This is a genomic window from Pelagimonas varians (assembly GCF_003208435.1).
Lineage (GTDB): Bacteria > Pseudomonadota > Alphaproteobacteria > Rhodobacterales > Rhodobacteraceae > Pelagimonas > Pelagimonas varians.
Genome location: NZ_QKMF01000002.1, coordinates 372,410 through 394,474, shown reverse-complemented (window position 1 = coordinate 394,474; position 22,065 = coordinate 372,410). Strand labels below are relative to the sequence as shown.

Sequence of the window (22,065 nt, the reverse complement as noted above, 5' to 3'; positions counted from 1 at the left end):
GGACCTGCATTCACGGCGCGTCATTGGCTGGGCTGTCAGCAATCGGATGAAACGCGACCTTGCGATCAGGGCTTTGAGGATGGCCATCGCGTTCCGACAACCGCCCAAAGGCTGCATTCATCACACAGATCGCGGGTCGCAATATTGATCCCACGACCACCAGAAAATCCTGCGCCAGAATGGCTTCAAGGTGTCCATGAGCGGCAAAGGCAATTGTTACGACAATGCCGCCGTCGAGACGTTCTTCAAAACCATCAAGGCTGAACTGACATGGCGGCATCCTCGGGAGACAAGGCGCAAAGCTGAAATGGCAATCTTCGAATACATCAACGGCTTCTATAACCCACGTCGCCGCCGCTCAGCACCGGGCTGGAAAAGCCCTGTCGCTTTCGAAAGGAAAGCGGCCTGAACGAGCACTAGGAGCGCCACAAAAGCGGGACAGGTCCACACTCGCTCGCACAGATAACGTGTTGGATAGGAGGAAAGCAGTAGGAGCAAACATGATAGAACTGGCACATCGGACGATAAACGATGGACGTCCAGAACCGCCACGAGCGAGAACTCTGGTCAAAGGAAACTGAATTTCGATCACCAAGCCTCTCATAGAGAAATCGCTAGGTCGAAGTTTCCAAAAATTCAAAAAACGCATCCAATTTGATCGCAGCATGCGCATTCTTAAAAGCACCGGAACGTGACGAAGATGAACACCTAGCCAATCCTGTTCGCTCGCTGGAGGCCGGAAAAAGCATAAGGGTAGAACTCGGACAACTGCCCCTGAAATTCGTAGACCCAGCAGATGAAATCAGCAACCACGAGCCCAACGTGGCGCACGACCGAGCATTTTTCTGGAAGCATGTGCCCAAAGCCTAAAAAAACAACATACTATTATAGTTCCTTACCTATCTCGCAGGCGACGAGGAAGAAAGCCCGGAACCTGGACCAGAACCGAAACGGCACTCAGCTCATTGGAAGTGACAAAAGCAACCGGCCAGCACCTTCCCAAGTGGACGATATAGATACTCGTTGCCGCCGTCAGCCAATGTCAAGCAGGCCCAACTCAGCTTGGTCCAACGACCTGGGTGTTTCATGGTTGCCGCAAGCGCAACAAAGGGGCTCCGTCTCGACGAAGTACAATATGAGCCCGACGGATTATGCGCCCCACCCGCATTGCTTAAATTGTGCGGACGTTTTGTTACTTAAGGGTACCCGCCACGTTTTCAGCAAAGCGCTAGATGAAGGTTTGGTTGAACGCTGCTCAGGGTCCTTTGTTGCGTCAATTGCTATGGTGAAAAAACAGGCATGGAAAGCACATGCATTGGCTACATAGCACCTCCCACCGTGAAAACTCATACCAGTAAGGAGACAGATCTTATGCCGTTGGTGATTCCCCTTGGCGACCCCTCGAAAGCCTCCGGCTTCGGAGCCTCCTTTAACCATATCGAATTTAATTTACCGAGATTGATCTGAATGCATGATACGTTTTGTTAAACCCTTCATTTTAATAAATAATTTTCGAGTTAATCCACTCGGATCTCGAAGCACCTGTCGACTGTTGCTAAAGTCACCCTAAGCCATTGATAATTAATGTGATCGATGCCCCACGCTACCACCGTTTTCCCAAAGTTGGTTTTCCCGACTCCCGCTGAATGCACTGACCCTAATTTTGGCCGGTTAAGCAAGCCCCCAAGGCGCAGCCATACACTGTGCGCGCCTTAGGTCGGGCCCTGCCCATCAATCCGCAAACCGGTGATCCCAGAAGCAGGAAGGTGCTACGAACGCACACCCGAAAACAAAGGCAGACCGCTACCAATAGGGCCTGCCCAGTTCTTCACTCAAGACTCCGTCGGCGCACAGGGCGGCTTTTCTTATCTCAGCGTTTGATACCATTCTGACGGGCAACAAAATCGACCAGATGCGGAATGTAGTCTTGGTCACCATCTCCCCCGGTCGACACCGCCATGGCAAAGCTGTTCTTGGCCGCGTTGCCGATCGGATTGGCCAAGCCCGCTGCATCCGCCATGCTTTCAAGATAGCGCATGTCCTTGAGCGCATTGGTCAGTGTAAATTTGTGCGACTCGCGGTTTCCCTCAAGCGAATAGGCCATAAACGTCTGATAAAATCCGCAATCCATCCGGCTGCCGCGAATTGCATTGTCAAAAGTTTGCGCCGAAATGCCGACCTTTTCGCCCAAGGCCAGTGCCTCGGAATACATCGCAGCGTACCCCAGCGACAAAAAGTTATTGAGCAGCTTCATCTTGTGGCCATCGCCCGGTCCACCAATATGAACCACCGTGCCAGCCCAAGCGTCGATGACCGGCTTCAAGCGGTCAAACACCTCTTGCGAAGCCCCAACCAGCGCCGACAGCTGCCCCTCTTCGGCCTGAACAGGAGTTCCCCCAAGCGGCGCATCGACCAGATGCAGCCCCTGCCCTGCCAGCTGTTCACCCAGCCGCAATGTCGACACCGGATCAGAGGTGGAACAATCCACGATGATTGCACCTTTGTTCAAAGTGGCCATCAGTTCCGCCACAACGGCTTCGACCTGCGGCGATCCGGGCAGGCACAGAAACACAATGCTGCTGTTTGACGCGACCTGTGCCAATGACGTGGCCTCTACCGCGCCAAGCGATACAAGATTATCAACAGGCGTGCGATTGCGGTGCCCCATAATCGTCAGCGCATAGCCTTGTTTCAAGATGTTCTTGGCCATGCCGTGGCCCATTAGGCCGACACCGATAAATCCAACTGTCTCTGTCATGTTTCTCCCCCGCAGGTGTGCAATGGCGAATTTCGCCGTCCTGCACACAAGACCCTACAAAAGCCGACAGCGCAAAAGGAAAAACCCCCGCCGAGTTGCCTCAGCAGGGGTTCAAAATCATGAGCCCGTTAGGGCAGCCTGGATCAAGCAGTCGCTGCAGCAGCAACCTGAGCCTTAGTGATTTCTTTTTTGACCTTCAGGGCGCGGTCAGACAGTTCAACGTCCTTGGCTTTGGCAAGGAACTTGTCCAAACCGCCACGGTGGTCGACAGAACGCAGCGCGTGCGCGGAAATGCGCAGTTTGATGCCGCGACCCAATGTTTCGGACTGCAAAGTCACGTCATTCAGGTTGGGCAGGAAACGGCGGCGAGTCCTGTTGTTAGCGTGGCTAACGTTGTTGCCCGACATCGGGCCCTTGGCGGTCAATTCGCAAACACGCGACATGGGTTCATCCTCATCGTAATCAGGGCAAGGATGCGGCCTTGCCAATGTCAAAGGGCACCGTTCGGAGCGAAGTATCAAGGCCACCGGGCGAAACCCTAAGTGATTCCCAAATACATAAGCCCGAGTGGCACCCGGAATCTGGTCGGGGTGGCATAGACTCACCCCTGCCCCGCGTCAAGGGTATGGCGGGTTAATCCAAGGAAAGATGTTCACAAAGCAGCGCTTCGGCCGCCGCCGAGGGGGTTAACGCCCCGTTTTCCACCTTTGAGCCCAAATCCTTCATCACACTGCGCACAGGATCAACCGCCAAACGGGCCAATAAACGCTCACGGACTTCGGCCTCGAACCAGTGGCGGGCCTGCGCGGCACGACGTGCCTTAAAATGCCCGTTCTCACGGCGCCAATTGTTCAATGTCGTCATCTCGGCCCATGCCGTATCCAACCCGTTTTGCTCGACCGCTGAGACGGTCAGAGCCTTCGGAAAGTCTTGAGGGTCTTGGGGGCGTTTGCGCAGCAACCGCAGCGCGCCGGAATAATCCGCGCAGGTCCGCATCGCGGTCAACTTCAGATCGCCATCCGCTTTGTTAACCAGCAAGATATCGGCCATTTCCATGATACCCCGCTTAACGCCCTGCAGCTCGTCCCCGCCAGCCGGTGCCAGCAACAGCAAAAACAGGTCGGACATTTCAGAGACCATGGTTTCGGATTGCCCAACCCCAACGGTTTCGATCAATATCACGTCAAAGCCCGCCGCTTCGCACAGATCAATCGCCTCGCGTGTGCGGCGCGCCACCCCGCCCAACTGAGTTTGCGACGGCGAGGGCCGGATGAACGCCATTTTGTCACGGCTCAACCGTTCCATCCGCGTTTTATCACCCAAGATCGACCCGCCAGAACGCGCCGAGCTGGGATCAACTGCCAAGACTGCGACGCGCAGACCTTGCGCGGTTAACATTAGGCCGAAAGCCTCAATGAAAGTGGATTTTCCAACCCCCGGTGTGCCGGACAGGCCCACCCGCAAGGCAGTCCTTCCATGGCCGCGCAGGGTCTCTAGCAGCTCAAGCGCCTGTTCTCTGTGGTCTGCGCGTCCGCTTTCAACCAATGTTATTGCCCGCGCCAAAGCCCGGCGATTGCCCGCCAACACCTGTTTGGCCATGTCTTGGATGTCTAGCATTGCGCGCCCTCACTTAATTTGCGCCCGTTTTGCCCGCCAAAGACCGCCTTTGTCCAGAGACCCATGGACGCGGGCGCAGCGCTTGGGGATAAGGGGCGCATGAAAACCGCATTGCCCATTGATGACGCCCTTCCTGATCTGATTGACGCCCTGCGCCGCACGGGCCGCGCTGTTTTGCAAGCCCCACCCGGTGCAGGCAAAACCACCCGCGTTCCGCTGGCAATGCACGAAGCTGGCCTCACCAAAGGCCGGATAATAATGCTGGAACCGCGCCGTTTGGCCGCGCGGGCAGCGGCGGCGCGGCTGGCCGAACATTACGGCGAAAAACCCGGCGAAACCGTGGGCTACCGCATGCGCGGCGACAGCAAGGTGTCAAAGTCCACCAAGATCGAAGTCGTCACCGAAGGTATTTTGACCAGAATGATCCAATCCGACCCCGAACTAACCGGCGTCGGCGCTGTGATCTTTGACGAATTTCACGAACGCAGCTTAAATGCGGACCTCGGGCTGGCACTGAGCCTCGAAATCGCCGCAGCGCTGCGCGAAGATCTGATCTTGTTGGCGATGTCGGCAACCTTGGACGCAGGACCAGTGGCTGCGTTGATGGAAGCCCCGATTGTTACATCGGAAGGGCGGTCCTTTCCGGTCGAGAGCCGATGGTTGCCCGCCCCTTTGACAAAACGGGCCCGCTTTGATGACGCGATGGCGGACCTCATTATGACAGCAGTGGCGGACACCACAGGTGGGATTTTGGCATTTCTTCCCGGCGAAGGTGAAATTCGCCGCGTCGAGGCACAGTTGAAAAGACGGCTGCCCGCCGATGTCAATTTGCGACCGCTCTTTGGCGCGATGGAACTGGGTGCGCAGCGCGCGGCCATCCGGCCCGAAACCGAAGGGCGCAAACTGGTTCTGGCGACATCGATTGCGGAAACCTCGCTTACGATCGAAGACATTCGGGTGGTCGTGGATGGCGGCAAGGCCCGCCGCGCCCGATTTGATCCCGGTGCTGGCATGTCACGGCTGGTCACCGAGCGGGTCACCCGCGCCGAGGCAACGCAGCGCGCAGGACGGGCCGGACGTGTCGCGCCGGGCTGTGCTTACAAGCTTTGGACCAAGGGAGAAGAAGGCGCGCTAAGCCCCTACCCACCCGCAGAAATCGAAGCGGCCGACCTTGCCGATCTCGCGCTGGAACTGGCGGTGTGGGGCGCGGCCCCCGACCAATTGCCGTTTCTGACGCCCCCGCCTGAAGGTGCCTATGCCGAAGCCTGCGCCCTTTTGCAGATGCTCGGGGCATTGGACAACTGCGGGCTGATCACGGCCCATGGTCGCGCTTTGGCCCGTTTACCGCTCCACCCCAGACTAGCACATATGTTGGTCACATCCGGCCCGAATGCCGCAAGTTTGGCTGCACTCTTGTCTGATCGCGATCCCCTCACAGGGGCACCCACAGATCTAACCCTTCGGATTGAGGCCCTGACCGACCTGCGGCGCTTCACTGATGCGCGCCCTTATGGCGTCCATCGGCCCAGCCTAGAGAGGATCAAACAAGAGACCAAACGGCTGAGGCAGATTGTCAGCAAAAGCTCTCAACATTCCTTTAATCAACAGAATTTGTCTTGGGCAGAAATGGCGGCGCTGGCCTATCCTGATCGCATAGGTATACGGCGAAAAGGGGATGCCGCACGGTTTCAATTGTCGGGGGGCAAGGGTGCCGTTCTGGATGATGGCGATGCATTGGCAAGTCAACGGTTGATCGTCGTGACCGACACCGATGGCAACCCCCGCGAGGCCCGCATTCGCCAAGCCGTTGCCATTTCACTGGCTGAGGTTCGGGGGCTGTTTGCCGAGCAAATTCAATGGCATGACAATTGTTCATGGAGCAAACGAGACCGCCGCGTTGTCGCCCGCCAGCAAGAAAAAATGGGGGCCATCGCCCTTGACGACCGGATTTGGAAAGACGCCCCTGATGAGGATATTGCACGGGCAATGCTGGACGGCGTGCGCGATCTGGGCATCAGCCTAAGCGATGCAGCCAAACGGTTTTGTGCCCGTGTCGCGCTTGGCCGGCATGGTGGGTTGGATTTACCCGACATGTCCCCGGACGCGCTAGCCGAGGGTATTGAAGATTGGCTATTGCCCTATCTGTCAGGTGTAAAAACCGCAGAGCAGTGGAAACGGTTTGATCTGCTGCCTGCCTTGCGTGCCCAGCTGGACTGGGGGCAAACACAAGCCTTGGACGCTGCAATTCCGGGGCAGTTCCAGACACCTTTGGGCAACAAAATCCCGATCGATTATGCGGGGGAACACCCGGAAATTCAGTTACGGCTACAAGAACTGTTTGGCCAGACCACCCATCCTATGGTTGGTAAAACGCCCCTGCGAGTCACGCTGTTGTCGCCTGCCCGGCGAGCTGTACAAACCACGATGGATTTGCCCGGTTTTTGGGCTGGCTCATACGCTGATGTACGCAAAGACATGCGTGCAAAATACCCCAGACACCCTTGGCCTGAAGATCCGACACAAGCAGACCCGACCCTGCGTGCCAAACCGCGAGGACGGTGATCATCCGGGATTGAGAGAAAGGCGAGCGCAGCCCTACCAATGGTTTTGCTGCACTCACTTTAAATCAAACGCCCAAGCACCAACGCATGACAGCCTTTTGCGCGTGAAGGCGATTTTCGGCTTCGTCCCAGATCACGGAGTTCGGACCATCCATCACCTCTGATGTGACTTCTTCTTCGCGGTGGGCTGGCAGGCAATGCATAAACAGCGCATCCGGCTTGGCTGCATCCATCAACTTTTGGTTCACCTGAAAGGGTCGCAGCATGTTGTGACGCCGTTCGCGGGCCGATTGCGCGTCATGCATCGATACCCACGTGTCCGCCAGAATCAGATCAGCGCCTTCAACAGCCTTGAACGGGTCACGCTCAATCACGATCGAAGATCCTTGGTTGCGGGCCAAGCCGACAAATTCCATCTCAGGGTCCAGCTGAACAGGGCCGGTAAATGTCAGATCGAAGCCGAACTGCCCCGCAGCATGCAAGAAGGAGGCGCAGACGTTGTTGCCATCGCCGCACCAAACCACCTTTTTGCCCTTGATCGGGCCGCGGTGCTCTTCGAAGGTCTGAATGTCAGCCATGATTTGGCAGGGGTGCGTGCGATCTGTCAGGCCGTTTATGACTGGGACCGTGGCAAATTCTGCCATTTCTTCGAGCACGCTTTCGTCGAAGGTCCGGATCATAATCATATCGACATAGCGGCTGAGAACACGGGCCGTATCAGCAATGGTTTCACCGTGGCCCAGTTGCATGTCATTGCCTGACAACACCATGGTTTGCCCACCCAATTGCCGCACACCAACGTCAAAGGACACGCGCGTCCGAGTTGACGGTTTTTCAAAAATCAGCGCAACCATGCGGCCATCTAGCGGTTTTTCGTCGTCAAGCATTGCCTTGGGGCGACCCAGACGTGCTTGTTTCATGGCCATTGCATTGTCGATGATCGACCGCAGTGCAGCTTTGTCAGTTTTGTGGATATCCAGAAAATGGTTCATTGCGATGTTCTTTTTTTTACGAGGTGGTACCGGGGGCCGGCCCCCGGACCCCCGGGATATTTCAGGACAAAAGAAGCCTTAGACGGCGCTTTCTTCGAGAGTGGTTGCAGCAGCATCAAGGCGGGTTAGGGCCTCGTCTATTTCCGCTGCGGTGATGTTCAGTGCGGGCAGTAAGCGCGCGACATTGTCGGCCGCCGGCACGGTGATGACATCGTTGTCATACCCGGCTTGAACCACATCGCCTGCGGGGATTTTGCAGCGCAGCCCCACCATGAGGCCAGAGCCGCGCACTTCTTCGAAGATGTTTGGATGCGCGGCGACCAACCCTTCTAGTTTTTGGCGCAGCAGCCCTGCGCGGGCATTCACGCCGGCCAGAAATTCCGGTTCTGCAACAATGTCCAGAACGGCTTTGCCAACAGCGCAGCCCAAAGGATTTCCGCCGTAGGTAGACCCGTGGGTGCCAACAACCATACCCGAGGCAGCCTTTTGGGTGGCCAAGACTGCCCCCAAAGGGAAGCCGCCGCCGATACCTTTGGCGACCATCATAATATCAGGCGTGATCCCCGCCCACTCATGGGCGAACAGCTTACCCGTCCGGCCAACGCCGCATTGCACCTCATCCAGGATCAACAGAATCTTGTTTTCGTCGCAAAACTCGCGCAGCGCTTTGAGGCAATGATCCGGGACTGCCCGGATACCGCCCTCACCCTGCACAGGTTCGATCAGTATCGCGCCCGTGTTTTCAGTGATCGCCGCTTTGAGCGCATCAGTGTTGGCCCAAGGCACCTGGACAAATCCGGGCAGCAACGGGCCAAACCCTTCGACCATTTTTGGTGTATTTACCGCGGCGATAGCGGCGGACGACCGGCCATGGAAGGCCCCTTCGAAGGTGATGATATCGGTTTTCTCTGGAGCACCTTTGTCATGCCAATATTTGCGTGCCATTTTTACAGCCAATTCGCAGGCTTCTGTGCCAGAGTTGGTGAAAAATACGGTGTCGGCAAAGCTGTTTTCGACCAGTTTGTCAGCCAAGGCTTGTTGTTGGGGGATGTCGTATAGGTTCGACACATGCCACAGATTTTGGGCCTGACTTGTCAGTGCATCCACCAGTGCGGGATGCGCATGGCCCAAAACATTCACGGCGATGCCAGATCCCAAATCGAGCATGCGGCGACCATCCGCCGTGGTCAGCCAGCTGCCCTCACCTTTGGTGAATTGTAACGGAGCACGGTTATAGGTCGGCAAGACGGAAGAGATCATGGCTTTGTCCTTCGTTTGAGGCTCTGATGGCCACACAAGCGGGAAGCCGATTGGTGGCAAGGCAGCAAGAGCCTGTCAAGTTGAGATAGTTGGGATGTGACGCAAAGAGGCAAGGCGCGCCTTTGAAGGCACGCGTGGGCAAAGTGAGCTTATGCTCGTCGGAGATGTGCCAGTTTGGTCATGGGGACGCTCTTAGGTGGATATAGGGAAATTCACAAGCAAAAAGACAGCGTTCAAGTTCAGGCACACGGTTTCGGTTCGCGCGAGTCGAATTTTCGACGAAAATTCGTTACCGCTCTGCGAGATGCGCAAAGGGATCGTCGTGATACCCAACGCCCATCAGGTACAGCCCTGCCCCAGGACAGACCGTGCCGCAGGCCGCACGCGAACGCGCTTCCAGCGCTCGCTTCATCCGCAGCGGCTCCCAGGTGCCAGATCCCACTTGTTCCAATGACCCAACGATGCTGCGCACTTGGTTGTGCAAAAAGCTCTGCGCCCGCAGACGGAAATGCACCTCGGGGCCGCCAAGACCTACTGCTGGTTCAATCGTAATTTCTGTCATGGTTTTGACGGGGGACTGCGCCTGACAGTTCACACTGCGAAAGGTTGTAAAATCATGCTTTCCAATCAAATGCGCTGCACCTTCGCGCATTTTATCGATATCCAACACGCTGCTGACACGCCACACCTGACCTCTCTCTAGAGTTTCAGGCGCGCGCCGGGTCATCAGCCGAAACATGTAGCGCCGCTCGATCGCTGAAAAACGGGCGTGCCAATCATCCGCAACCAAAGCACAAGCGCGGATCGCCACGGGGGCCGGTTTCAAATGAAAGTTTACTGCTTCGGACAGCCGGAACGGGTTCCAGTCTTTTTCCATGTCACAATGGGCCACCTGTCCGCGGGCATGCACCCCGGCGTCCGTGCGTCCCGCCGCAATGATTTTATGTTCGCGCGGCTCAAGGCGTGACAAAGCATCCTCAATCGCACCTTGGACCGAAATCTGATCCACTTGACGTTGCCACCCTACAAACGGGCGACCATCATATTCTATGAGCAAAGCATATCTGGGCATAAAGCGGCCAATACCCCGCCCCGCGCTTTGGGGCAAGACGCCAGTCGCCCCTTACATCCGCCATAGGTCATGCGTGACAATCAGCTTGGCAATTTCCCCATCGGCTTCGGCCCAATAGAACCGGTAGGCGTGTTTTATCAATCCTGCCGCGACAAAGGGGGCTTGGATCTTGGTGGCCATAAAATAACGGCATGCCTCCTCCTCGCAGGCTTGTACTGAAGCCAGGTTTTTGGGAAAATGAGCGCTGGCCTGTTTGATTGGTTGTCCGCCTTGTAGCCACTGGACCCCATCAAATTCAGCCAGTTTAAACCGATATCGCGCGACCAGCTTGTGCGCGGCTTCCGCCTTTGAGCCCACCAAGATATCTTCGCCCAATGTGGTAAAACGCCGGTCGGGCCAGATTTCTGGACCGATTTTATATCCGGCCCAGCCAAGTGCAATTGCCACGATGATAATTCTGAAAAGTCCAACGCTTCGAAACATTGGCAATTTCCTCACTCAAAACGTCACTATGTCAGACGGCGGCAGCAAACCCTAGTCGGGCATTCCGGAACGTTAGATCCGCAGACGGCGCAATCCGTAAATGGCAAGCCCCGCCATTCCAAAACCCGCGCCCCAATACGGAAGCCGCAAGGCCAGCTCACGGCCCAAAGAGGGTTCGAAGAACGCGACAACCGCTCCGCCCAAGACAGCCCCAATCGGAATACCGCCCCAACCGAAAAAGCGGTAAACGCTGTTCACACGGCCAAGCAGATCGTCCGGGATCATCCGCTGACGGTAGGACACAGTCACAATATTCCATAGCAGCGCCGCCACGCTTTCGACGAACAAAGCACCTGCCACAACAAAGGGCGAAGACGTCAGTGCAATCGCAAACATCGGCAGCGGAAACATCACCAGCGCCAACCAAAGGCTGCGCCCCTGCCCCAGCCGCTTGATCACTTTCGGCCCCAACACTCCGCCGGTAACGCCCCCGCAGGCCGCAGCCGTCAAAAGCAAACCATGGGCCGCTGCATCCAGCCCCAGTATCTCCTGACTGACCAGCACAACAAGCGTCATGCCCATGATAGATAACCCGTTGAGCAACCCCAACATCAGCGCCAGCTGCAAAACAACAGGATGGGCGCGCATCCATGTCCATGCTTCGCGCGCCTCGGAAACCGGGCTGCGCTGGACGCGTGCTTCGCGGGTCTGAATGGCAAGTCCGCCAACCAATACAGCCGCAATGGCAAAACTGGCTGCGTCCAAAACAAACGGCAACGGCAAGGCCAGCGCGATCAACACTCCGGCCAAGGGCGGGCCAATAAAATGCCCCATGACATTTTCGACGGTCCAAAGCCTGCCATTGGCGGCCTCAAGGTCATCGGGCTGAACAATAGAGGGCAACAGCGTTTGCGCCGCATTGTCCCGCAGCACTTCTGCGCTGCCGAGCATAAATGCCAAACCCGCCAAAGCTGCAATATACAGACCGCCATTGGCCGGCGGAAAATCCGCAACCGACAGAATCAGCGCGATAACCCCCAGCGTCAGACCAAACCGCAGCCAATCACTTCGTAAAATCAACTGCTTGCGGTCGCCGCGATCTGTGATCACCCCTGCGGGGATCGAAAACAAAAGCCAAGGCAAGCGCACTGCCGCCCCGACAAGCGCGATCAACAAAGGATCGCGGGTGATCAAAGTCGCCAACCAAGGAAACGCCAAGGCAGAGACACCATCCCCAAGATTGGTCACAGCAGATGCGCTGAGCAAACGGGCATAACCGGGGTTTCTGGAAAACAAAGACATAGGCACATGTCTGACCAATGCCATCGTAGGGTCAAGCCTTTGCGACTTGCGTTTGCATCCCTTCCCTGGATGCCACCAAGACCGTGCTTTCAAGGTGACGCCCCCAAAAGCAGCAGGTTTGGCCTTTGCAGCACAGTTTGTCGAATTCCCCGTCCTGCGGGCTCTGGTTGTTCGGGGCCGGGATGACTAAGTTGCATCCGAGTTTGAACCAAAGGGCGCATTTTTATGGTGATTGGCACGATTGCAGATACGGTTGCACGCTCTGTGGGCAATGTGACGGACACCATATCCGAAACATTTATGGAACCGACCATTCGCCTTGGCGTCACAGGTTTGGCACGCGCAGGCAAGACGGTATTCATCACCTCGTTGGTTGCCAACCTGCTGGATCGCGGGCGTATGCCGCAATTGGTGGCCCAATCCGAAGGCCGCATTCTATCAGCCTATCTTCAACCGCAGCCCGACGACACAATCGCCCGGTTCGATTATGAAAACCACCTTGGTGCGTTGACAGCGCGCGAACCGCATTGGCCAGACAGCACCCGCGCGATTTCCGAATTGCGTTTGTCGTTGAAAGTAGCGCCCAGCGGGCTTTTGTCCGGTTTCCAAGGCCCGCGCACCGTTCATGTTGATATCATTGACTACCCCGGTGAATGGCTGCTGGATCTGAGCCTGATGCACAAGGACTATGCCGATTGGTCGTCGGAAATGCTGACGCGGATGGAGCATCGGCCCGATGGTCCAGCCTATGTCGCAATGGCCAAGGCCGAAGACTGCGCCCAAACCTTTGACGAAACCCGTGCCCGCGCATTGGCGGACACATACACAAAGGCGCTGCATGTCGCCCGCAAAGCCGGATTTTCCGATTGCTCGCCCGGGCGGTTTTTGCTGCCCGGCGAACTTGCCGGATCGCCTGTGCTGACCTTTGCACCGCTTCCGCCCAAAGGAACTGTGCCGCGCAAATCGCTGTGGCGAGAGATGGAGCGCCGATTTGAAGCCTATAAATCGCGGGTGGTGAAACCGTTTTTCCGCGATCATTTTTCGCGGATAGACCGGCAGGTCGTGCTGGTCGATGCCTTGGGGGCAATTCATGCCGGACCGCGCGCGGTTGAAGACCTACGCCAGACTATGGCGGATATTCTGACCGCTTACCGCCCCGGTGCGAATGCCTTTTTGACCAATCTGCTGCTAGGGAAGCGGGTCGAAAAAATCTTGTTCGCGGCCACCAAGGCCGACCACCTGCACCATTCTCAACACCCGAAATTATCCGCCATCATGGAGGCCCTGATCCGCGATGCCCGCGATCGCGCCCGCTTTGCGGGGGCCGAGACCCAAGCCATGGCTTTGGCAAGTCTGCGGGCGACCACCGAACAAACCATCAGCCACGGCGGACGTGATCTGGATTGTGTACGCGGCACTTTGTTGGAAACCGGAAAGCAAGCAGCGTTTTTCCCCGGCAACCTGCCCGATGACCCATCGCACCTGCTGGGACCGGCGCGCGACGGAGCAACCGGTTGGCTTGATCAGGATTATCAGGTGATGAATTTTGCCCCTGCCCAACTGACTCTAAAACCCGGCAATGGCCCGCCGCATATCCGTCTTGACCGCGCAGCCCAATTCTTGCTGGGCGACAAGCTGTGACACAGGTCACACTGCGAACAGCAAGGTCAACGGACGCCGGCAAATTAGGGGCGATGATCACCGAAGCCGTCGCGGCCAATCCGTGGAAACCGCGCCTGCACAGCGGTGCCGAAGACATTTCGCATGCAGGACGCATGATTGACCATGGCTGGGTTTCTGTGGCCGAAGATGATGCCGGTCAAATCATCGGTTTTATTGCCCGCGAAGCCGCTGATGTGCACGCGCTTTTCGTCATGTCCAAAGCACAGGGCAAAGGGGTGGGCACCGCGCTTTTGGACCATGCAAAAACACAGGTCGACAGTCTGAACCTTTGGACATTTCAAGCCAACACCGGCGCGCAACGCTTCTATAAACGTCATGCTTTTGCCGAGGTCGAGCGAACCTCAGGTGCCGACAATGACGAAGGCTTGCCGGATGTGCGCTTTTTATGGTCCAAGCCAAAATCTGCCACGATCGAAGCCCTTGCCACCAAATCAAAGGACGCCACCACATGACTGACACAAAAGGCCCCGTCCTGATTGATCTCGAAGATGATGGCCCCGCCCCTTCCCCCTCAGAGGTGGCCCCCGTTCCCGAAACGCAGTCCGAATTGCCTCCGCAAGGGCAAGCCATGGCAACCGTGGCCGCACTGGCAACCCGCCAGCCGTCGCAACTGGCCCGCTGGTTCTGGAGGTTGTTGCTGGCCTTACTCAGCACAGTTGTCTCGATTGCGGCGTGGAATTATGTCACCGCTCTGATCGCCTCCAGCCCCATGCTAGGTTGGGCAGTCACCGGGCTGCTCGGTCTGTTTTTGCTGGTGTGTATGCTGATAATAATCAAGGAAGTCGCCGCATTTTCCCGCCTGTCGCGTATTGATGCCCTGCACCGTGCCGCCGACAGTGCGCTTGCCGATGATGACCTGCAAGCCGCCCGATCCGTCAACACCCAGCTTTTGGCCCTGTATCAATGCCGCGATGACACACGTTGGGGCCGCACACGTCTGATGGAGCGGCAAGACGAAGTCTTTGACGCGTCGGGACTGTTGGCCTTGGCAGAAACCGAACTTTTGGTGCCGCTGGATATCGCCGCGCAACGCGAAGTCGAAGCCGCTGCACGGCAGGTCGCCACCGTCACCGCATTGGTGCCAATGGCGCTGGCCGATGTTGCAACCGCGCTCACCGCCAACCTGCGGATGATCCGCCGCATTGCTGAAATCTATGGTGGCCGGTCTGGCACACTCGGCAGTTGGCGCCTGACCCGCGCCGTGATGTCCCATTTGGTGGCAACCGGCGCTGTGGCCGTGGGTGACGATATGCTGGAACCCATCCTTGGCGGAAGCATTCTGGGCAAGCTGTCACGCCGCTTTGGCGAAGGTGTCGTGAACGGATCATTGACTGCCCGTGTTGGCGTTGCTGCCATCGAAGTGTGCCGCCCGCTGCCATTTTCTGCCGCCAAGCGTCCTTCTGTCAGCGGGATCATCCGGCAGGCATTGGGCGGGTTGTTTTCCTCGGGAAAAAGCTAACTGCGCGCGCCCCTTTTCATCGTTACCGCCTATGATCGAAAGGGGTAAGGCAGGTCCGGTTTGCCCTACCTCCCTTTGCTAAAAATCCGCGCTACGGTGCCGGAGCGCGTTTTCGCAGGGCCAAGAAGGACCATGAACAATGTATGACTTTCTTTATCTTGTTATTGGTCTGCTGGTCTTGGCGATACCGGCCTCAGTTGTTTATTTGCTTGTGTCCCACGTCAGGTTGCGCCGCCAAGTTGCGGAGCTGACAGCGCAGTTGGAGCTGCTTTGGCGCGATTCCGGTCCACCCAAGGCTCCGCCAGCCAAAGCCGCAGAAAATGTGGTGCCTTTAGGCACGTCGGCGCGCCCAGCCGATCAAATTCAAAGCGCGCCGCCTGAAATCACCGTCCCCAAGCCCCCGTGGAAACGGCCCGATCACCCAAAAACCGACAGCAAGCTACAGCGCCAGCCCAGTCAGGCCACGGTTTTGAACGCACAGCGTTTTGCGGCCTTAACGCGCTGGCTCACCGCAAACTGGTTTTACGTCGCCGCCGCTGCGTCGCTTGCCTTGGCAGGTGTCTTTTTTGTCCAATACGGGATCGAAACCGGGATCTTGAGCCCGACGGCCCGCATCGCAAGCGCCCTTGTCTTTGGGGCGTGCCTGATCGTGGCCGGTGAATGGATCCGTCGCAAATATGGTGATGACGAATCCAGCGCCACTGCCTATTTGCCGTCGGTCCTGTCCGGTGCAGGCCTTGTGTCGCTGATGGGCGGCATACTGGCGGCGCGGATGATGTACGGGCTGATCGGCGCAACGCCCGCATTTGCCGGATTGTTTGCCGTTGCCATGCTTGGCATGGTTTTGGGCTGGTTTCATGGATCTTTGCTGGCGGCCATCGGATTACTCGGTGGTTTGGCTGCGCCGTTTTTGGTCGGTGGCTCATCCCAAACGCCGGAATGGCTGTTTCTCTATTTCGGGTTGATGGTCATCTTGGGTCTGGGCATCGATACGGTGCGCCGCTGGGCTTGGATCAGTGTGCTGACCTTGGTTGCAGGCATGGGGGCCGGAGCCGCTTTGTGGGCATCTGGCATGTCCAACGCAGCCCTCAATGCAGGATTTGCTGCTTATTGCTCCGGAATGATAATTGCAGCGGTTTTGATCCCGTCACGCGGGTTATGGCCCGATCATGGCGGGCCTTCTTTTGTCCAAACATTTTGGGACCTGAAGCAGAACAAGATCAGAGCGGTTTGGCCGATTTTTCCGGTGCGCTTGTCCATGGGCATCACAACCGCAGCCTGCGTGCCGCTGGTCTTGACCGCGCAGAACAGCGTCGGCACTTTTTGGCTCAGTTTGGCGCTGGCGTCCGGGCTGGCTGTGCTTTTCATCTTGTGGGTACGCGCCGCCCCCGCCATTCAAGATCACACTGTGATCCCCGCAGGCATAATCCTTGCCTTGTTGGCGTGGCCCGACGCGAACTGGCATGTCCGTCAGTTGATGCATGACACATTGTTAGCACATGAAGGCCAGACCGAAGTCCGGATGCTTTGGGGCGTATCCATGGCTCTTTTGGCAGCTCTCGTGCCAACGCTTGTCGCGGCTTGGCGCAGCTTTAACGCCGTCCAATATCAGGCGGTTTGGACGGCGTTAGCGGTGTTACTGGCCCCACTGGCAGGGATTGCGCTGGAGCTGACATGGCACCCCGTCGATCTGATCGGGGAATGGCCATGGGCGTTTCATGCTTTGGGTCTGTCCTGTTTGATGACAGCATTGGCCGTTCAATATGCCCGCACCGAGAGCGCCAACAAAATGCGGATATCTCTTGCGGTGATTTCGGCCCTGGCCTGTCTGGCGTTTGCGCTTGGCATCGTGTTGACCGAAGCGGCGTTGACGCTCGCCCTAGCTGCCACTGTTTTGTCGGCTGCCGCATTGGACCGCCGGTTCGATCTGCCCTTACTCGGAGCCTATATCCTGTCCGGTGTCATTGGCGTTGGCTTTCGGTTGGTCTTTGACCCCGGCCTTGACTGGGCCACTATAGCCCCCTTCTGGGAGATGTTCCTGACCTACGGGGGGACCTCGATTGCCTTGTTCGTGGCCTTTCGTCTGCAAATTCCGTTGCCGCGTCCCAAGGCGCAGGTGGTTTTGGAAAGCGCCACTTGGTCCGTCGGCGGGCTTACACTAAGCCTCGTTCTTTACCATGCAATCGAACACTTCGCGGGTCACGATGTCACTGGGATGCACTGGCAGATGGGCCTTTACGCAACCATCTGGGTTTTGCTGGCATCCGCGCAAATTCATCGTATGCAACTGGGAGGTAGCCTACTTTGGGTACGCGCAGCCCTTGCCGCAACCTATGCTATTTGCGCCGCCGGAGCGATTGTCGTTTCCGTAACCTTGGCAAACCCGCTGCTCGAGCCGCAAAACGTTATTGGGGTGGTGATCGTGAATACTCTGCTCGCGGCTTACTTATTACCAGCGGGTGCCTTGGTCTTATCCAGTCGGATTCTACCAAAAAAGTTTGTGCGGTTGCGTTTTGTTGTCAATGCTTTGGCCATACTGTTGACGGTGGTTTGGACCGCGTTGGCGATCCGCCACGGATGGCGTGGCAATGCAGCTATGCCCGTGCAATTTGGTCTGACCCAGCCCGAACTCTATACCTATACTGTGACGCTATTGCTGACCGGTGCCTCCCTGTTTTATCAAGCATTGGCCCGCAAATCAGACCTGTTGCGCCGCGCCGGAGTGTTTGTGATGGCACTGGCCGTCGCCAAGGTGTTTTTGATCGATATCTCTGGATTGCAAGGGTTGGTACGGGTGTTCTCTTTCCTCGTCCTTGGCCTGTCTTTGGCCGGTTTGGCGTGGCTGAACCGATGGGTCGGGCTGCGGGCGGATGATCCCGAGCCAGAAGCAAAGGCACAATCAGAACCGGATTGATACAGCGCATGGAAACGCCAAGCCGTGAATGACATGTTGCCGATGGGGCGCGAACGCGTCCGGACATGCGAGGACGTTACCATGGACAATACGCCGCTAGAACATGGACACAGCCAAAAAGAAATCGACAGCCGCTTGGCGCAGCCTCCGGGCCGCGGGGATTTGCGTGATGTGGTTTATGGCGCGATTGACGGATCCGTCACAACCTTTGCCATTGTCGCCGGGGTCGCAGGCGCGGGACTGTCGCCATTTATTATCGTTGCCTTGGGCGTTGCAAATGTGCTGGCAGATGGATTCTCTATGGCTGCGGGCAATTATTCAGCTACCAAGGCTGAACTTGATGACATCCAACGACTGAGATGCATTGAAGAACGCCATATTAAAATCACCCCCGAAGGCGAGCGGCGAGAGCTGCGCAGCATCTTGGCCCAAAAGGGCTTGTCCGGACGCACCCTAGAGGATGCGGTTGATCAGATGGCCGCCAATCGTGAAGCGTGGATCGCCACAATGCTTGACGGGGAATACGGGGTGGCACCGGTGGATCCGCATCCAATGCGGGCTGCGCTGGTGACATTCGGGGCCTTCTTGATCGCAGGCTTCATTCCCTTGATGCCTTTTTTATTGGGCCTTGAGAGTGCCTTTAGCATTTCCATCTGGCTGACAATGATCAGCTTTTTTGTGATCGGAACGTTGAAAAGCGTCTGGTCGCTCAGCCCGTGGTGGCGCTCCGGTTTAGAGACTTTGGCAATTGGCGGGGCTGCAGCCAGCATTGCCTATGTCGTTGGATCGTTGTTTCACGGCTGATTCTAGAAGGTCATAGATACATGCGTGACAGTCAGGAATACGTGACTGTCACGCCCCTCTTTGCAGGCATAGTATCCAAGGACATTTCAAAACTATCTTTTTTATGTCCATTATCGGAGGTCAGAAGTGACCGATTTAGTCGCCGGATCCAGTCCGGATCTATTTTATAGGTACATCGGAGTTGCTGGCTTTTTGCTCTATGTCACCGTCTATTCCTGCCTCTGTTTGCGGATTTTGAGCAGTGAGAGCATCAGATATTTTGTCTGCAACACCTTTGCCGCCTCTCTTGTTCTCATTAGCCTGAGCAATGAATTCAATTTGGCCTCGGCGCTGATCCAGATTTTTTGGATTGTTCTCGGAGTGATCGGCATTACCTTGAGGATTTTGCACCGCTGGCAGGACACTTTATACACTCGGAGGTAGCAGATCGCGGCCAAGTCCAGCTCGCAAATCCCTGCACCGACAATCGCAATTTCAGCCGGTGATTTTGTTTGCGTGCCTTTGTCTCCGGCCTAAAGAAAAAGCCCCGTTTCACAAAATTCCGGCACGCGTATTCAGCAAGGGCGCGCGTGCCTTTCTCGCTCTGGCTAGGTTTCGCCACTATCAGTAGGTCTTTGTGCATTGGGCCATTTAAGATGCGCGTCATCAATGACAAACTCATGTGAGTGAAACAAAAACCCCTCCTTTGTCGCTTCATCTTGTATCAATAGATCCGTGGGATGCTGGTCCATTGGCAAAGAATGGCTGTGCATTATCCGGGCGGGATCGCGTTTGGGCCAAACCCACATTGCGCAAATGGTGGCCGCCATGGCGATACCCGACATGACAGCAAAAGTCACGGGCAGGCCCAAGTTTGCCCCCATCACCCCCGCCAAAGGATAGGCCAGTAACCAAGCTGAATGGGACAGCGCAAATTGCGCCGCAAAAACCGCGGGTCTGTCTTCCGGTTGGCATGATCGCGTGATCAACAAACCGGTGGGCGTTTGGATCAACGACGCCCCAGCCCCAAGCGCCACCCAAAGCACCAGCCCCAAAGCGGCCCCTGGACCAAAGGCCGCCATAGCCAAGACCAACGCCAGGCATACCCCGCCCAAGAGCATTACGGTTCTCGGAGATTGTTTGCCCAGTATTCTAGGCAGCACCAATGCCACACACATTGACCCCAAACCACTGGCGGCAAAATACAGCGCGACCGCCTCGTCCCCCATTCCAAGAACCTGTTTGACCTGCACAACAGTGTTCACAATCACCATCGCAGTCGCCACGGCAACGGCCAGATACAAGGCCAACACGCCGCGCAATCGCGGCGTTTTCAGGTAGATCTCGGAACCTCGGGTCACACGCTTGCGAAAGGACAGCGCGACAAGGGACCGGCTTTGCGCCGGCAAAGTGACGGACAGCACCAAACCAGCCGAGGCCAGAAACCCCAGTGCCGTACCGACAAACAAGACGTCAAAGGAAAAGACCACCAAAAGCAGCCCTGCGGCCAGTGGACCCAACAAAGCTTCGAGATCATAGGTCAAACGTGAAAAAGACAACGCTTGGGTATAGTCTTCTTCGGACTTCAAGATTTCAGGGATGATCGCTTGAAACGTGGGCGTAAACGCCGCCGAAAAAGCCTGAAATCCGAAGACCAACACATAGATGTGCCAGATCTCGGACACGAAAGGCAAAACAAGCACCAGACAGGCGCGCGCCAGATCAAGCCCGATCAAAAAGGCGCGTCTCGGCAAATGCGCTGCCAATGCTGCTGCAATCGGTGCCAAACCGACATAGGCCACCATCTTGATGCCCAAAGCCACACCCAAAACAGCACCTGCCTGCGCCCCCGCCATCTCAAACGCCAGCAAGCCCAAAGCAATGGTCGTTAAACCAGACCCAAACACAGACAGTATCTGGGCAAGCAGCAAACGGCGGTACGTGGGGGTCCCAAGGGCTCCGATCATAGGCGAACACTACGCCAGTTTGAAGTCCATTCAACCGGTTTTCTATAGCGGCCAGAAACCCAAAGATTGGCCGGCACGGGAAGAGTTCTCCGCAAGGGCTGCGCCATTTCCTTCCAATTTGCTGCAAGATTGCTCCGAGGCGGCACACATGATATTCTGGTGCGAAACAGAGGCAGAGCAGCCCAAAATGACAGCACTGAAGAAATTTGAACGGCTTGAAGCAACCGGATTATGGCGGCCCAACATCGCTGAGCAACGACGCGAAGTTGTGGTCTCGCTCGGTGATGCAACACTGACCATCACCGATATTCCAGGCCGTGTTTTGGCGCATTGGTCTTTGGCTGCAATTGTGCGGTTGAACGGCACGGCCTTGCCGGCCATTTTCCACCCTGATGGCGACCCCGAAGAAACACTCGAACTGGACGCATCCGAAGCCGTTATGATTGACGGGATTGAACGGCTTTTGAAGGCCATAGATCGACGCCGCCCGCGTCCAGGGAAACTGCGGTTGATTTTGGGAATTGCGGTCGTGGCTACGGTCGCAACCGCCACGGTGCTTTGGGTGCCGGGTGCTTTGCAAAACTATGCTGTTCAGGTTGTCCCTGCTGTGAAACGGGCTGAAATCGGCGTGGCCTTACTGGGGCATATGGCGCGTGTGACCGGTCAACCCTGCATGACAACCGACGCCCGTCCGCCCTTGAGAAAGCTCGCCGGGCGGGTTCTAGGCCCGAACCGAACCGACACTGTCATCGTTTTACGCAGCGGGGTGCAGCAAAGCACGCATTTGCCCGGCGGGATCGTGTTGCTCAACAAGTCCATTATAGAAGACTATGAAGACCCCGGTGTTGCCGCTGGCTTTATCCTGTCGCAGGACACCAAGGCAAAAGCAAATGATCCGCTCAAGGATCTACTGGACCACACAGGCCCGATTGCAGCCGTCCAATTGATTACAACCGGCCAACTTCCTGACACAGCCCTCGCCGGCTACGCTGAATATATGCTCACGGTTCCTGACAGCGGCGACGATATCGACCTCTTGCTCGCGGCCTTTCAAAAGGCCGGTTTGCGTAGCACGGCCTATGGCTATGCGCGCGATATGACGGGCGAAACCACGCTGGAACTGATCGAGGGCGATCCACATACTGCCAGCGACGACAAAGACCTTCTGAGCGACGGCGACTGGCTACGGCTCCAAAGCATTTGCGAAGAATAGC

At 56.8% G+C, this 22,065-nt stretch carries 17 protein-coding genes and 1 pseudogene; 9 read left to right on the top strand and 9 right to left on the bottom strand.

Going from position 1 to position 22,065, the window contains the following annotated elements:
- Positions 1-409, top strand: a pseudogene (locus C8N36_RS04340) (IS3 family transposase); the annotation flags it as partial.
- Between the two features lie 1,461 nt (positions 410-1,870).
- Here C8N36_RS04340 and C8N36_RS04335 read toward each other — a convergent pair.
- From C8N36_RS04335 to meaB, 3 genes are all read right to left on the bottom strand, one after another.
- A complete protein-coding gene (locus C8N36_RS04335; RefSeq protein ID WP_097803380.1) occupies positions 1,871-2,758 on the bottom strand; it encodes an NAD(P)-dependent oxidoreductase in 888 nt (295 codons plus the stop codon).
- Positions 2,759-2,901: 143 nt separating this feature from the next.
- Entirely contained in the window at positions 2,902-3,201 is a 300-nt protein-coding gene (rpmB, locus tag C8N36_RS04330; protein ID WP_097803379.1) for a 50S ribosomal protein L28, read from the bottom strand.
- A gap of 190 nt (positions 3,202-3,391) precedes the next feature.
- Positions 3,392-4,375 (bottom strand): methylmalonyl Co-A mutase-associated GTPase MeaB, encoded by a 984-nt coding sequence (meaB, locus tag C8N36_RS04325; RefSeq protein WP_097803378.1) that lies wholly within the window; start codon positions 4,373-4,375, stop codon positions 3,392-3,394.
- Positions 4,376-4,474: 99 nt separating this feature from the next.
- Here meaB and hrpB point away from each other — a divergent pair, with 99 nt between their 5' ends.
- A complete protein-coding gene (gene hrpB, locus C8N36_RS04320) occupies positions 4,475-6,937 on the top strand; it encodes an ATP-dependent helicase HrpB (protein ID WP_097803422.1) in 2,463 nt (820 codons plus the stop codon).
- A 64-nt stretch (positions 6,938-7,001) separates the two neighbouring features.
- Here the strand turns inward: hrpB and argF are convergent, their stop codons facing one another.
- From argF to C8N36_RS04295, 5 genes are all read right to left on the bottom strand, one after another.
- The gene (gene argF / locus C8N36_RS04315) at positions 7,002-7,928 is read right to left on the bottom strand and encodes an ornithine carbamoyltransferase (RefSeq protein WP_097803377.1); all 927 of its coding nucleotides are present in this window, start codon (positions 7,926-7,928) and stop codon (positions 7,002-7,004) included.
- A gap of 78 nt (positions 7,929-8,006) precedes the next feature.
- Positions 8,007-9,188: an aspartate aminotransferase family protein gene (locus C8N36_RS04310; protein ID WP_097803376.1), complete on the bottom strand. Its 1,182-nt coding sequence runs from the start codon at positions 9,186-9,188 to the stop codon at positions 8,007-8,009.
- Positions 9,189-9,477: 289 nt separating this feature from the next.
- Positions 9,478-10,260: a tRNA pseudouridine(38-40) synthase TruA gene (gene truA / locus C8N36_RS04305; RefSeq protein WP_097803375.1), complete on the bottom strand. Its 783-nt coding sequence runs from the start codon at positions 10,258-10,260 to the stop codon at positions 9,478-9,480.
- A gap of 51 nt (positions 10,261-10,311) precedes the next feature.
- Positions 10,312-10,743, bottom strand: a complete 432-nt coding sequence (locus C8N36_RS04300; RefSeq protein ID WP_097803374.1) for a hypothetical protein — start codon at positions 10,741-10,743, stop codon at positions 10,312-10,314.
- Between the two features lie 72 nt (positions 10,744-10,815).
- Positions 10,816-12,069, bottom strand: a complete 1,254-nt coding sequence (locus C8N36_RS04295; RefSeq protein ID WP_245910719.1) for an MFS transporter — start codon at positions 12,067-12,069, stop codon at positions 10,816-10,818.
- 201 nt (positions 12,070-12,270) lie between these two features.
- On the opposite strand from C8N36_RS04295, the gene C8N36_RS04290 reads away from it, so the two are divergent.
- The 6 genes from C8N36_RS04290 to C8N36_RS24820 all read left to right on the top strand — a co-directional run bounded on the left by C8N36_RS04290 (position 12,271) and on the right by C8N36_RS24820 (position 19,328).
- Positions 12,271-13,686 carry a YcjX family GTP-binding protein gene (locus C8N36_RS04290; RefSeq protein WP_097803372.1) on the top strand — a complete coding sequence of 472 codons (1,416 nt, stop codon included), beginning with the start codon at positions 12,271-12,273 and terminating at the stop codon, positions 13,684-13,686.
- On the top strand, positions 13,683-14,180 hold the full coding sequence (locus C8N36_RS04285; RefSeq protein ID WP_306456904.1) for a GNAT family N-acetyltransferase: 498 nt from the start codon (positions 13,683-13,685) through the stop codon (positions 14,178-14,180). The genes C8N36_RS04290 and C8N36_RS04285 overlap by 4 nt, the downstream gene beginning before the upstream one ends.
- Positions 14,177-15,187, top strand: coding sequence for a YcjF family protein (locus tag C8N36_RS04280; protein WP_097803371.1), 1,011 nt, complete (start codon positions 14,177-14,179; stop codon positions 15,185-15,187). Before C8N36_RS04285 ends, C8N36_RS04280 begins: the two co-directional genes overlap by 4 nt.
- A 139-nt stretch (positions 15,188-15,326) precedes the next feature.
- Positions 15,327-18,101, top strand: a complete 2,775-nt coding sequence (locus C8N36_RS04275) for a DUF2339 domain-containing protein (RefSeq protein ID WP_097803370.1) — start codon at positions 15,327-15,329, stop codon at positions 18,099-18,101.
- Positions 18,102-18,182: 81 nt separating this feature from the next.
- Complete coding sequence (locus tag C8N36_RS04270) at positions 18,183-18,905, top strand: VIT1/CCC1 transporter family protein (RefSeq protein ID WP_097803420.1); 723 nt, start codon at positions 18,183-18,185, stop codon at positions 18,903-18,905.
- A gap of 126 nt (positions 18,906-19,031) precedes the next feature.
- Positions 19,032-19,328 (top strand): CBU_0592 family membrane protein, encoded by a 297-nt coding sequence (locus tag C8N36_RS24820; protein ID WP_097803369.1) that lies wholly within the window; start codon positions 19,032-19,034, stop codon positions 19,326-19,328.
- Between the two features lie 164 nt (positions 19,329-19,492).
- Here the strand turns inward: C8N36_RS24820 and C8N36_RS04260 are convergent, their stop codons facing one another.
- The gene (locus tag C8N36_RS04260; RefSeq protein WP_097803368.1) at positions 19,493-20,851 is read right to left on the bottom strand and encodes an MFS transporter; all 1,359 of its coding nucleotides are present in this window, start codon (positions 20,849-20,851) and stop codon (positions 19,493-19,495) included.
- Between the two features lie 148 nt (positions 20,852-20,999).
- On the opposite strand from C8N36_RS04260, the gene C8N36_RS04255 reads away from it, so the two are divergent.
- Positions 21,000-22,064: a hypothetical protein gene (locus C8N36_RS04255; protein WP_245910718.1), complete on the top strand. Its 1,065-nt coding sequence runs from the start codon at positions 21,000-21,002 to the stop codon at positions 22,062-22,064.
- The last annotated feature ends 1 nt before the right edge of the window (position 22,065 follow it).

What these genes read in the sequence shown, in the direction of transcription:
- C8N36_RS04335 (WP_097803380.1), bottom strand. Translation starts at nt 2,758, where the DNA reads ATGACAGAGACAGTTGGATTTATCGGTGTCGGCCTAATGGGCCACGGC.
- rpmB (WP_097803379.1), bottom strand. Translation starts at nt 3,201, where the DNA reads ATGTCGCGTGTTTGCGAATTGACCGCCAAGGGCCCGATGTCGGGCAAC.
- meaB (WP_097803378.1), bottom strand. Translation starts at nt 4,375, where the DNA reads ATGCTAGACATCCAAGACATGGCCAAACAGGTGTTGGCGGGCAATCGC.
- hrpB (WP_097803422.1), top strand. Translation starts at nt 4,475, where the DNA reads ATGAAAACCGCATTGCCCATTGATGACGCCCTTCCTGATCTGATTGAC.
- argF (WP_097803377.1), bottom strand. Translation starts at nt 7,928, where the DNA reads ATGAACCATTTTCTGGATATCCACAAAACTGACAAAGCTGCACTGCGG.
- C8N36_RS04310 (WP_097803376.1), bottom strand. Translation starts at nt 9,188, where the DNA reads ATGATCTCTTCCGTCTTGCCGACCTATAACCGTGCTCCGTTACAATTC.
- truA (WP_097803375.1), bottom strand. Translation starts at nt 10,260, where the DNA reads ATGCCCAGATATGCTTTGCTCATAGAATATGATGGTCGCCCGTTTGTA.
- C8N36_RS04300 (WP_097803374.1), bottom strand. Translation starts at nt 10,743, where the DNA reads ATGTTTCGAAGCGTTGGACTTTTCAGAATTATCATCGTGGCAATTGCA.
- C8N36_RS04295 (WP_245910719.1), bottom strand. Translation starts at nt 12,069, where the DNA reads ATGGCATTGGTCAGACATGTGCCTATGTCTTTGTTTTCCAGAAACCCC.
- C8N36_RS04290 (WP_097803372.1), top strand. Translation starts at nt 12,271, where the DNA reads ATGGTGATTGGCACGATTGCAGATACGGTTGCACGCTCTGTGGGCAAT.
- C8N36_RS04280 (WP_097803371.1), top strand. Translation starts at nt 14,177, where the DNA reads ATGACTGACACAAAAGGCCCCGTCCTGATTGATCTCGAAGATGATGGC.
- C8N36_RS04275 (WP_097803370.1), top strand. Translation starts at nt 15,327, where the DNA reads ATGTATGACTTTCTTTATCTTGTTATTGGTCTGCTGGTCTTGGCGATA.
- C8N36_RS04270 (WP_097803420.1), top strand. Translation starts at nt 18,183, where the DNA reads ATGGACAATACGCCGCTAGAACATGGACACAGCCAAAAAGAAATCGAC.
- C8N36_RS04260 (WP_097803368.1), bottom strand. Translation starts at nt 20,851, where the DNA reads ATGATCGGAGCCCTTGGGACCCCCACGTACCGCCGTTTGCTGCTTGCC.
- C8N36_RS04255 (WP_245910718.1), top strand. Translation starts at nt 21,000, where the DNA reads ATGATATTCTGGTGCGAAACAGAGGCAGAGCAGCCCAAAATGACAGCA.